At 73.7% G+C, this 12,213-nt stretch carries 8 protein-coding genes; all 8 read left to right on the forward strand.

All coding sequences use genetic code 11. The features are described 5' to 3' along the window. Nucleotides 1-97: 97 nt before the first annotated feature. The 8 genes from solA to AC0B9F_RS16595 all read left to right on the forward strand — a co-directional run bounded on the left by solA (nucleotide 98) and on the right by AC0B9F_RS16595 (nucleotide 12,085). Nucleotides 98-1,246, forward strand: coding sequence for an N-methyl-L-tryptophan oxidase (solA, locus tag AC0B9F_RS16560; RefSeq protein ID WP_472003164.1), 1,149 nt, complete (start codon nucleotides 98-100; stop codon nucleotides 1,244-1,246). A gap of 17 nt (nucleotides 1,247-1,263) precedes the next feature. Continuing rightward, the gene (locus tag AC0B9F_RS16565; RefSeq protein WP_472003166.1) at nucleotides 1,264-2,397 is read left to right on the forward strand and encodes an aromatic ring-hydroxylating oxygenase subunit alpha; all 1,134 of its coding nucleotides are present in this window, start codon (nucleotides 1,264-1,266) and stop codon (nucleotides 2,395-2,397) included. A gap of 158 nt (nucleotides 2,398-2,555) precedes the next feature. Further along, nucleotides 2,556-5,372, forward strand: a complete 2,817-nt coding sequence (locus AC0B9F_RS16570) for a SpoIIE family protein phosphatase (RefSeq protein ID WP_472003767.1) — start codon at nucleotides 2,556-2,558, stop codon at nucleotides 5,370-5,372. Between the two features lie 170 nt (nucleotides 5,373-5,542). Continuing rightward, nucleotides 5,543-6,718: an NAD(P)/FAD-dependent oxidoreductase gene (locus tag AC0B9F_RS16575; protein WP_472003168.1), complete on the forward strand. Its 1,176-nt coding sequence runs from the start codon at nucleotides 5,543-5,545 to the stop codon at nucleotides 6,716-6,718. 144 nt (nucleotides 6,719-6,862) lie between these two features. Next, complete coding sequence (locus AC0B9F_RS16580; RefSeq protein ID WP_472003170.1) at nucleotides 6,863-8,245, forward strand: L-serine ammonia-lyase; 1,383 nt, start codon at nucleotides 6,863-6,865, stop codon at nucleotides 8,243-8,245. A gap of 71 nt (nucleotides 8,246-8,316) precedes the next feature. Continuing rightward, nucleotides 8,317-9,567 (forward strand): D-inositol-3-phosphate glycosyltransferase, encoded by a 1,251-nt coding sequence (gene mshA / locus AC0B9F_RS16585; RefSeq protein WP_472003769.1) that lies wholly within the window; start codon nucleotides 8,317-8,319, stop codon nucleotides 9,565-9,567. Between the two features lie 360 nt (nucleotides 9,568-9,927). After that, nucleotides 9,928-10,761: an alpha/beta fold hydrolase gene (locus AC0B9F_RS16590; RefSeq protein WP_472003771.1), complete on the forward strand. Its 834-nt coding sequence runs from the start codon at nucleotides 9,928-9,930 to the stop codon at nucleotides 10,759-10,761. Nucleotides 10,762-10,924: 163 nt separating this feature from the next. Then, nucleotides 10,925-12,085, forward strand: a complete 1,161-nt coding sequence (locus tag AC0B9F_RS16595) for an enolase C-terminal domain-like protein (protein ID WP_472003172.1) — start codon at nucleotides 10,925-10,927, stop codon at nucleotides 12,083-12,085. The last annotated feature ends 128 nt before the right edge of the window (nucleotides 12,086-12,213 follow it).

A 12,213-nucleotide genomic window follows, 5' to 3' on the forward strand; every position in this document is an offset into this window, starting at 1 on the left:
AGACAGTGTGGCTGTCTCTTATGGCGAAGCGCATTTCGCAGTACGCAACAGTGGGGACGCCGGTGAAGAGATCGGCACGACGTGAGGAGAGGGACGGATGGCCACTTCCTACGATGTGATCGTCGTTGGTCTGGGCGGGATGGGCAGCGCGGCCGCCTGCCACCTCGCCGCCCGCGGGCAGCGGGTGCTCGGCCTGGAACGCTTCGGCCCGGCCCACAACCTCGGCTCCAGCCACGGCGGCTCCCGGATCTACCGGCAGGCCTACTTCGAGGACCCGGCGTACGTGCCGCTGCTGCTGCGCGCCCGTGACCTGTGGGAGAAGCTGGCCGCCGACTCCGGCCGCGAGGTCTTCACCGAGACCGGCGGCCTGATGATCGGCCGGGAGGACAGCGCCGCCTTCGCCGGCACCCTGCGCAGCGCGCAGGAGTGGGGCCTGGACCACGAGGTCCTCGACGCCGCCGGCATCCGGCGCCGCTTCCCGACGTTCACCCCGGCGCCCGAGGACGTCGCCTTCTTCGAACGCGGCGCCGGCGTGGCCCGCCCGGAGGCCACCGTCACCGCCCACCTGGATCTGGCGCGCGCCCACGGCGCCGATCTGCACTTCGTCGAACTCGTCCTCGGCTGGGAGGCCGACGGCCCGGGCGGCAAGGCCTGGGTGGTCACCGACCGCGGCGCCTACACCGCCGACCGGCTCGTGTTCGCGCCCGGCGCCTGGGCGCCCAAGCTGCTGGCCGGCCTGGGCGTGCCGGTGAGGGTGGAGCGTCAGGTCATGTACTGGTTCCAGCCCGAGGGCGGACCCGGCCCGTTCACCGCCGACCGGCACCCGGTCTACATCTGGGAGGACCCCGACGGCACCCAGATCTACGGCTTCCCCGCGCTCGACGGCCCCGACGGGGGCGCCAAGGTCGCCTTCTTCCGCAAGGGCACCACCGCCGACCCCGACACCCTCGACCGGGAGATCCACGCGGAGGAGATCGCGGCCATGGCCGCCCATCTGCGCCCGCGCATCCCCTCCCTGCCCGGCCGCTTCCTCAAGGGCGCGGCCTGCATGTACAGCACCACCCCGGACGAGAACTTCGTCCTCGCCCAGCACCCGGACCACCCTCAGGTGACCGTGGCCTGCGGCTTCTCCGGGCACGGGTTCAAATTCGTCCCCGTGATCGGCGAGATCATCGCGGACCTGGCCACCACCGGCACCACCGAACACCCCATCGCCCTCTTCGACCCGCGCCGTGTGCGGGTCTGACCCTCCGAGGTGACCACATGACGACCACCGGCCTTCCGTCCAGCCTGATCGCCACCCTGCCGGGGGAGTACTACACCGATCCCGAGGTCTTCGCCCTGGAGCAGGAACGCGTCCTCGAGACCATGTGGTTCTGCGTGGCCCGCGCCAGTGAGCTGGACAGACCCGGCCGGTTCCGCACCGTCCAGGTGGGCCGCGAGAGCGTCCTCGTCTCCCGCTCCCGGGACGGCTCGGTCAAGGCGTTCCTGAACGTGTGCCGGCATCGCGGCGCCCAGCTGTGCACCGAGGAGTCCGGCGAGGTCAAGCGCGCCTTCCAGTGCCCCTACCACGCCTGGACCTACGGCCTGGACGGCAAGCTGGTCGCCGCACCGAACCTGACGTCGATGCCGGACCTCGACCGCACCGCGTACGGCCTCATCGACGTCCATGTGCGCGAATGGCTCGGCTATGTGTGGGTGTGCCTCGCCGACACCCCGCCCTCCTTCGAGCAGGACGTCGTCGGCGCGGTGATCGAGCGGCTGGGCGACACCGAGTCGATCGACAACTACGGGATCGAGGACCTGTCGGTCGGCCGGCGGATCACGTACGACGTGAAGGCCAACTGGAAGCTCATCATCGAGAACTTCATGGAGTGCTACCACTGCGCCACCATCCACCCCGAACTGACCGAGGTCCTGCCGGAGTTCGCCGACGGCTACGCCGCGCAGTACTACGTCGGACACGGCGCCGAGTTCGGAGACGAGGTCAAGGGCTTCACCGTCGACGGCTCCGAGGGCCTGGACCGCATCCCCGGGGTCGCCGACGATCAGGACCGCCGCTACTACGCGATCACGGTCAAGCCCCAGGTGTTCATCAACCTGGTGCCCGACCACGTGGTCTTCCACCGGATGTACCCGCTGGCGCACGACCGCACGGTGGTCGAGTGCGACTGGCTGTACCTGCCGCACGTCGTGGACGGCGGCAAGGACGTGGACCGCTCGGTGGAGCTGTTCCACCGGGTGAACCAGCAGGACTTCGACGCCTGTGAGCGCACCCAGCCGGGGATGGGCTCGCGTGCCTACGCCAAGGGCGGCGTCCTGGTGCCGAGCGAGCACCACATCGGTGCCTTCCACACCTGGCTGCGGGAACGGCTCGACGTCCACCCCGTCCACTGAGCCCCGCCCGTCCCCGCTCGCCTGCCCATCCCGGCGGGCCCGGCCCCCTGTACCGCCCGTCCGCCTGCCGTACCGGCCCCTCCGGCAGGTGGACGGGCCCTCGGGCTGCGCGCCGCGGATCCCTGCCGTGCCCTGCCGCCCATACTGGAGGCATGGCCATGCAACGGGGTTTGCCCCGTCCGTCCGGCCGCTCCGGGCGCGTCGGGTCCGAGGACGGGCCCGAGGACGGCCCCGACGCCTCACAGCGACCGCCGGCCCGGCTGCCGTCCGTGCTGAACGTCCACAGCGTCGCCGGTCAGGTCCTCGTCCTGCAGGTGGGGGTCGTCCTGTTGCTCGTCGTCGCCGCCGTGGCCGCCCTGGTACTGCAGGCCCGCGGTGCCAGTCTGCAGGAGGCCAAGGAGCGCTCGCTCGTCGGCGCCGAGACCTTCGCCCACGCCCCCGGCACGCTGCAGGCCATGCAGTCGCCCGATCCCAGCGCGCTGCTGCAGCCGCGCGCGGAGGAGGCCCGCAGGCTGGCGCGGGTCAACTACATCATCGCCTTCAGCCCGTCGGGCGTCCGCTGGACCCACCCCGACCCCCGTCTGATCGGCAAGCACGTCGTGGGCTCCTACGCCGACGCGCTCGCCGGTCACGTGCACCAGTCGACGTACGACACGCCCGGCGTCGGCCGCGCCGTGGACACGATGGTCCCCGTCACGGACGCCGACGGGAAGGTCGTCGGGCTGGTGTCCGTCGGCATCACCGTCAAACGCGTCGAGCGCAAGGTGACGGACCAGCTGCCCCTGCTGTTCGGCTCCGCGGCCGCCGGACTGGCCCTCGTGACGGCCGGTTCGGTGCTCGTGAGCCGGCGGCTGCGGCGCCAGACGCACGGCCTGGAGCCGGCCGAGATGACCCGGATGTACGAGCATCACGACGCGGTGCTGCACTCGGTGCGCGAGGGCGTGCTCGTCGTCAGCGGCGAGGGCCGGCTGCTGCTCGCCAACGACGAGGCGCGCCGGCTGCTGAACCTGCCCGCGGACGCCGACGGCCGGCCGGTCGGCGAGATCGGGCTCGCCCCGCGCACCGCCGCGCTGCTGGCATCGGGTGAGGCGGCCACCGACGAGGTGCTCCTGGAGGGCGAGCGGCTGCTCTCGGTCAATGTGCGGCCCACCGGCGCGCACGGCGGCCCGGCCGGCAGCGTGGCGACGCTGCGGGACACCACCGAACTGCGTGCCCTGGCGGGCCGGGCACGGCGCGCACGCGAACGCCTCCAGCTGCTGTACGACGCGGGCCTGCGCATCGGCACCACCCTCGACGTGGTGCGCACGTCGCAGGAGCTGGCCGAGATCGCGGTGCCCCGGTTCGCAGACTTCGCCACGGTGGAGCTGCTCGACGCGGTGCGCCGCGGCGAGGAACCGGACGGCGGCAACCCGGTGATGCACCGCACCGCCGTCTGCGGCGTGCGCGAGGGCCACCCACTGGACCCGGTGCACACCGAGATCGCCCTCACGCCCGACATGCCGCAGGCACAGGGGCTGGAGCGCGGTCACGCCGTGCTGGAGCGCGATCTGCGGACCGCCACCGGCTGGCGGGAGCGGAATCCCGAACGGGCACGGCGAGTGCTGGACTTCGGCATCCACTCGCTGCTCACCGCGCCGTTGCGGGCCCGCGGCACGGCCTTGGGCACGGTCGAGTTCTGGCGCTCGGACAAGGACGCGTTCACGGAGGATGACCTGGCCTTCTCCGAGGAACTGGCGGCCCGTGCGGCCGTCGCGATCGACAACGCCCGCCGCTACACGCGCGAGCACACCATGGCGGTCACCCTGCAGCGCAGCCTGCTGCCGCGCTCGCTGCCCGAGCAGTCGGCCCTGGACGTGGCCCACCGCTATCTGCCCGCGCAGGGCGGCGGGGTGAGCGGCGACTGGTTCGACGTCATCGCACTGCCCGGCGCCCGGGTCGCCCTCGTGGTCGGGGACGTCGTCGGGCACGGCCTGCACGCCGCCGCGACCATGGGCCGGCTGCGCACGGTGGTGCACAACTTCTGCGCGCTCGACCTGTCCCCGGACGAGCTGCTGAGCCACCTGGACGAGCTCGTCGCCCACATCGACGAGACCGAGCACACGCAGGTCCACGGTGACGGCGACGGCGTCGGCATCACGGGCGCCACCTGCCTGTTCGCGATCTACGACCCGGTCTCCGGGCAGTGCTGCGTGGCCCGCGCCGGCCACCCGGGGCCCGCCCTGGTCCACCCCGACGGCACCGTCACCTTCCCCGACGTGCCGGTCTCGCCGCCGCTCGGCCTCGGCGCCGGCCTGCCGGTCGAGACGGCCGAACTGCGGCTCGCCGAGGGTTCGATGCTCGCCCTGTACACCGACGGGCTGGTCGAGGACCGTGACCGGGACTTCGACACCGGCCTCGCCGTCCTCGCGGGCGCCCTGGCGCACCCGGGCCGGGATCCGGAGCAGGCATGCCGTGCGGTGCTCGACGCCCTGCCGCCCGACCGTCCCCGCGACGACATCGCCCTTCTGGTGGCCCGCACACGGCTGCTGGACCCCGGCCGGGTGGCCGACTGGGACGTGCAGGACGACCCCGCCGCCCTCGGCCCGCTGCGCGCCGCCTGCATGCGCCGGCTGGAGTCCTGGGGCCTGGACGCGATCGCCTTCACCACCGAGCTGATCCTCAGCGAGCTGGTCACCAACGCCATCCGTTACGGCGCTCCGCCCGTGCGGCTGCGTCTGCTGTACGACCGCGACAGCCTGATCTGCGAGGTCGCCGACGGCAGCAGCACCTCTCCGCACCTGCGGCGTGCGGCCGTGACCGACGAGGGCGGGCGCGGACTGTTCCTCGTCGCCCACCTCGCCCGGCGCTGGGGTGTGCGCTACACCGCCCGCGGCAAGGTCATCTGGAGCGAACAGGCCGTGGACGCCCCCGAGGCCGGAGCGGACGGTGTCCTGGCCGACGCCCTGCTGGAGCAGTGGGACGACGCGGAACTGTGACCGCGCGCGATGCGTCACGCGCAACACCCTGCGTGATGCGGAACTGATCTGGCTCCGTCTCTTGACAACCCCGCCGCACGCCGAAAGCATGTTGCGCATCACGATTGTCGTTGTGCTATCCGAAACAGCTGTCCAAAACCGTCTGCCTGACCGGCGCCCCGGAGGTCCTCATGAGCATCACCGTCGTCGGAGCTTCCCTGGCCGGGCTGAGCACCGTCCGCGCCCTGCGCGCGCAGGGGTACGACGGAGGGATCGACGTCGTGGGGGAGGAGCGCCACCTCCCGTACGACCGGCCGCCGTTGTCCAAGGACTTCCTCAAGGGCGCCCTCGACGCGGACGCGCTCGCGCTCGCCGATCCCGCCGAGTACGACGACCTGGACGTGCGGTGGCTGCTCGGCGAGCGCGCGGTGCGCCTCGATCCCGCGGACCGTTCGGTGACCCTCGCCTCCGGGCGCAGGCTGCGCACCGACGGCGTCGTCGTCGCGACCGGCGCGAGCCCCCGCACGCTGCCCGGCACGGGCGGCCTGGCCGGCGTGCACACGCTGCGCACCCTGGACGACGCCCGCGCCCTGCGGGACGAACTGGCCCTCGGCGGACGGCTGGTGGTGATCGGCGCCGGTTTCGTCGGCGCCGAGGTGGCCTCCACCGCCCGCGGGCTCGGCCTCCAAGTGACCGTCGTCGAGGCGCTCGACGTGCCGCTGGAACGCCAGCTGGGCCGCGCCATGGGCCGGGTGTGCTCCTCGCTGCACACCGACCACGGGGTCCGCCTGCTCGCCGGGACCGGCGTGGCCGGACTCACCGGCGACGGCCGGGTCACCGGAGTGCGCCTGACGGACGGGCGTGAACTGCCCGCGGACATCGTCGTGGTCGGCGTGGGCGTGCGGCCCGCCACCGACTGGCTCGCCGGCTCCGGCGTCCTGGTGGACGACGGCGTGGTCTGCGACGCCGGCTGCGCGACCGGCGTCCCTGGTGTCGTCGCCGTCGGTGACGTCGCCCGCTGCCCGCACCCGTTCACCGGCCGGCACGCCCGCATCGAGCACTGGAGCAACGCCACCGAGCAGGCGACGACCGCCGCCCGCACCCTCCTGACCGGGGTGCCGACACCTGCCCCGCGCCCCGCTCCCTACTTCTGGTCCGACCAGTACCGGGTGCGCATCCAACTCGCGGGCCACGTCGCGCCCGGTGCCGAACCCGAGATCGTCGACGGCGACACCGACAGCCGCTGCTTCACCGCCGTCTACCGGCGCGAGGACACCCCGGTCGCGGTGCTCTCCCTGAACCAGACGAAGCTGTTCAACCGCCTGCGCCGCACCCTCGTCCCCGCCGCCGCACCCGCCACCGTGTGAGCCAACGGCCGGCCCGGGCCCGCCCCGTGCGAGACCGGGGCCCGCCCCGAACCTCCCGGGTGGGCCCCACCGGATCCGCGAGCGACAACCCTCCCCGCAGGGGCGTGCCCCGTGACACGCCCCGCCCGTCCCCCGGAGTATGGCGTGGCAATCAGCGTCTTCGACCTGTTCTCCATCGGCATCGGCCCGTCCAGCTCGCACACCGTCGGCCCGATGCGCGCCGCCGCGACGTTCGCCGAGCGGCTGAAGACCGACGGTCTGCTCGCCCAGACCGCCGCCGTACGCGCGGAGTTGTTCGGCTCCCTCGGCGCGACCGGCCACGGCCACGGCACCCCCAAGGCCGTCCTGCTCGGCCTGGAGGGCAACCGGCCGGACACCGTCGACGTCGCCCGGGCCGACCTGGACGTCGAGCGCATCCGCGCCACCGGCCGCATCCGCCTCCTCGGCGCGGAGATCGGCCCCGCCCACGAGATCGCCTTCGACCCCGCGACCCAGCTCGTCCTGCACCGCCGCCGCTCCCTGCCGTACCACGCCAACGGCATGACGCTCTTCGCGTACGACGCCGACGGCGTGCCGCTGCTGGAGAAGACGTACTACTCCGTCGGCGGCGGCTTCGTCGTCGACGAGGACGCCGTGGGCGCCGACCGCATCAAACCCGACGGCACACGGCTCGCCCACCCCTTCCACACCGGCGACGAACTGCTGAGCCTGACGAAGGAGACCGGGCTGTCGATCTCCGCGCTGATGCTGGACAACGAGAGGGCCTGGCGCACCGAGGCGGAGATCCGGGCCGGGCTGCTGGAGATCTGGCGGGTGATGGAGGGCTGTGTCGCCCGCGGCCTGTCCCGCGAGGGCATCCTGCCCGGCGGGCTGAAGGTGCGCCGGCGGGCCGCGGCGGCGGCCCGGGCGCTGCGCAGCGAAGGCGACCCGGCGGCCCGCGCCATGGAGTGGGTGACCCTGTACGCGATGGCGGTGAACGAGGAGAACGCCGCCGGCGGCCGGGTCGTCACCGCCCCGACCAACGGCGCGGCCGGCATCATCCCGGCGGTCCTGCACTACTACCTGACCTTCGTGCCTGGCGCCGACGAGGACGGCATCGTCCGCTTCCTGCTCGCGGCCGGCGCCATCGGCCTGCTCTTCAAGGAGAACGCCTCCATCTCCGGCGCCGAGGTCGGCTGCCAGGGCGAGGTCGGCTCCGCCTGCTCCATGGCCGCCGGCGGTCTCGCCGAAGTGCTCGGCGGCACGCCCGCGCAGGTGGAGAACGCCGCCGAGATCGGCATGGAGCACAACCTCGGACTGACCTGCGATCCGGTCGGCGGCCTGGTGCAGATCCCGTGCATCGAACGCAACGGCATGGCCGCGGTCAAGGCGGTCACCGCCGCCCGCATGGCCCTGCGCGGCGACGGCCGCCACCACGTCTCCCTCGACAAGGTCATCAAGACGATGAAGGAGACCGGCGCCGACATGAAGGTCAAGTACAAGGAGACCGCCCGCGGCGGCCTCGCCGTCAACGTCATCGAGTGCTGAGGAACCGAGGCACAGGCGTGAGAGGTTCTCCCGGGCGCCGCCGCCGCCGCCACCGCCCCCGCCGCGTCGCGATGCTCAGCGTGCACACCTCGCCGCTGCACCAGCCGGGCACCGGGGACGCCGGCGGCATGAACGTCTACATCGTCGAGCTCGCCAAGCGCCTCGCCGGCCGGGGCGTCGAGGTGGAGATCTTCACCCGGGCCACCGCCGCAGGCCTCCCGGACGTCGTCGCGCTCGCGCCGGGCGTCCTGGTACGGCACGTGACGGCCGGCCCGTACGAGGGCCTCGCCAAGGAGGACCTGCCGGCCCAGCTGTGCGCCTTCGCCCACGGAGTGACCCGGGCGTGGGCGGACCACCGCCCCGGCCACTACGACCTGCTCCACTCCCACTACTGGCTCTCCGGCCACGTCGGCCGCCTCGCCGCCGCGCGCTGGGGCGTGCCGCTGGTGCACTCCATGCACACCATGGCCAAGGTCAAGAACGCCGGCCTCGCCGACGGCGACACCCCCGAGCCCGCGATCCGCGTGGACGGCGAGAGCCAGATCGTACGGGCCGCCGACCGGCTGACGGCCAACACCGAGCAGGAGGCGGACGAACTGGTGCGCCACTACGGCGCCGACACCGGCCGGGTCGCCGTCGTCCACCCCGGCGTCGACCTGGACCGCTTCCGGCCCGGCGCGTCGGGTGCGACCGCCGGCCGGGCCGAGGCCCGGGCGCGCCTGGGGCTGCCGCAGGACGCGCTGATCCCGCTGTTCGCGGGGCGCGTCCAGCCGTTGAAGGCACCGGACGTCCTGCTGCGCGCGGTGGCCCGGCTGCTGCGGGAGCGGCCGCGGCTGCGCGAGCGGATCGTGGTCCCGGTCGTGGGCGGGCCGAGCGGCACCGGCCTGGCCCGGCCGGAGGGCCTGCACAAACTGGCGGCCTCGCTCGGCATTGGTGACATCGTGCTGTTCCGGCCACCGGTCGGCCAGGACCGCCTCGCCGACTGGTACCGGGCGGCGTCCGTCCTGGTCATGCCCTCCCACAGCGAGTCCTTCGGCCTGGTGGCCCTCGAAGCGCAGGCCTGCGGCACCCCGGTGATCGCCGCCCACGTCGGCGGCCTGCCGGTGGCCGTGCGCGACGGCGTGAGCGGCGTCCTGATACCGGGACACGACCCCGCGGACTACGCCCGCGCCCTGAGCCGCTTCGCCGACGACCCGTCCCTCTCCCCGCGCATGGGCACGGCCGCGGCCCGTCACGCCCGCGCCTTCGGCTGGGACACGGCCGCGGCGGCGACGGCACGGGTGTACACCCAGGCACTGCGGGAGCACCGGCCGCCCGGGTGATGGCGATCATGGCCCGGCGGTCGCCGACGACGGCGGTCGCCGACGACGGCGGCGCGGCCGGGCCGCGCGGCAGGTGCCGGAAGCAATCGCCGTTCCGGCCGAGCGCGGGACACCCCGGATCGGCGGGACCCGGCCGTTCACCTGACCATCGGCTTCTCCCCGTGAACGCGGCCCCCGCGGTGCTTGAACGGCCACCCCTCCCCGCCGATTCTGGAGAACCCCGGCCGATTCTGGAGAAGCCCGCCCCCGGCGCCGCATCCGCGACAGCAAAAGGACCGACCCATGGCAGACCTCTCGGAGGCCACCGTGCCCTCCGGCACCACCCTCGGTGCGGCACCGGCGGCTCCCGTCTCCCGGGGCGTGCACCGCATCACCGTGCCGGCCGGGCCCGTCGCCCTCTCCGGGCTGCGGAGCGAGCCGTCGCACCGGCCGCCCCGCGCCCTCGTCGTCGCCCTGCACGGCGGCGGCATGAGCGCGGGGTACTTCGACGGGCAGGCGCACCCCGACCTGTCCCTGCTGACCCTCGGCGCGCACCTCGGCTACCGGGTGGTCGCCCTCGACCGCCCCGGCTACGGCGCGTCCGCGGCCGACCTGCCCGACGGGCGGACGCTCGTGGAGCAGGCGGCCGACATCGCGGCCGCGGTACAACACCTGGCCTGTGACGACACCGTCGGCGGCGGTGTGCTGCTGCTCGCGCACTCCTTCGCCGGCAAGGTCGCCTTCCTGCTCGCCGCGGAGCACGCCCCGGACGGGCTGCTGGGCGTGGACGTCTCGGGCTGCGGCACCCGACTCGCCGTCCCCTACGACCAGGTGCGGCAGGACCGGAACGTACGACGGCTCAACTGGGGACCGCTGAGCCTGTATCCGCCCGCCACCTTCCAGGCCGCCGCCACGGTCGTCGCCCCGATGCCGCCGCGCGAGGCGGAGTCGGCCGGCGACTGGGAGCGGCTGTCCGCGAAGGTGCTGCCGCGGGTCCGGGTGCCCGTCCGGCTGACCTTCGCCGAGCACGAGGCGTGGTGGCGGCACGGCGAGGAGGACGTCGCCGACATGGTCGGCCGGCTGACCGCCGCGCCCCGGGTGAGCGTGGACCGGATGCCCGGCGCGGGGCACAACATCAGCCTCGGCTGGGCGGCGCGGACGTACCACCTCAGGGCCTTGGCGTTCGCGGAGGAGTGCCTGAGGCACACCGCATGACCGGCTGCCCGCCCTCCGCACGCCAGTGCAGAGGGCGGCCACGATCCGGCCGCGGTTTCCGCGGTGGTGGCGGTTCGGCCGGGGTGATGCGCCGCCGCGGCCGTTTACCCGCCGCTGCGACGGGTCACCCCTTCAGAACACAGACGTGTGGAGGGAGTCCGTCGTGGAGGGCAGCACGGCCGCAGGGGTGGAACCGGCAGGGCTCGACGAGTGCCGCGTCGACGCCGTAGACGTACACGCCTTCGAGGTGCCCACCGACGGCCCCGACGGCAAGGAGCAGGACGGCACCCTGGAGTGGGACTCCACGACGATGGTGCTGGTCCGGGTGCACGCCGGCGGCACGTGCGGCCTCGGCTACACCTACGGAGACGTGTCGGTCGCCGCGTTCGCCGAGTCCAAGCTCGTGCCCCTCCTGAAGGAACAGCAGGTCACCTCGCCACCGGCGCTGTGGCACCGCATGCAGCGGCAGATCCGCAACGCCGGCCGCCCCGGCGTCGGCGCCATGGCCGTCTCCGCCGTCGACGTCGCCCTGTGGGACCTCAAGGCACGGTTGCTGGGCCTGCCGCTCGTCCACGTCCTCCCCGCCTTCCACGACCGCGTCCCGGTGTACGGCAGCGGCGGCTTCACCAACTACCCCCTGGACCGGCTCGCCGAACAGCTCGGGGCGTGGACCGGCCAGGGCATCCCCCGGGTCAAGCTCAAGACCTCGCGGGAGCCGGAGCGCGACCCGCAGCGGCTGACGGCCGTACGCAGAGCGGTCGGCGACACATCGGAGATCTTCACCGACGCCAACGGGGCGCTGAGCCGCAAGGACGCCCTGTACTGGGCCCGCCGCTTCCACGACGAGTGGGACGTGCGGTGGTTCGAGGAGCCCGTGTCCTCCGCCGACCTGGACGGCCTGCGCATGCTGCGCGAGCAGGGCCCCGGACGGCTGGAGATCGCGGCCGGCGAGTACGCCTACACCACCCAGGACTTCACCAACCTCGTCGAGGGCCCCGCCGTGGACTGCCTCCAGGCCGACGTCACCCGCTGCGGTGGCATCACCGGCGTGCTCGAAACGGCCGGACTGGCGGCCGCCCACCACCTCGACCTGTCGGCGCACTGCGCGCCGGCGCTCTCGGCGCACGCGTTCTGCGCCGTACGCCGGCTGCGGCACCTGGAGTACTTCCACGACCACGTCCGCGTCGAACGCCTGCTGTTCGACGGCACGTTGTCACCCGACGGCGGCGCCCTGCGCCCCGACCTCTCCCGCCCCGGCCTCGGCCTGGACGTCAAGTGGCCCGACGCCGAGCACTACCGCGTCTACGGGTCCCGGAAACAGTGACCCCTGTCCCGCCGCGCCCGAGGCGGTCGCGGCCGGCGCGCCCGTGGTCGCGATGCCGGTGAGGCGGGGACCCCCCGGGCCCTGAGGCGAGGAGGAACAGCAGGGCCGCCGCGATCAGGGTGGTGTGC

Source organism: Streptomyces sp. NPDC097129 (genome assembly GCF_055668065.1).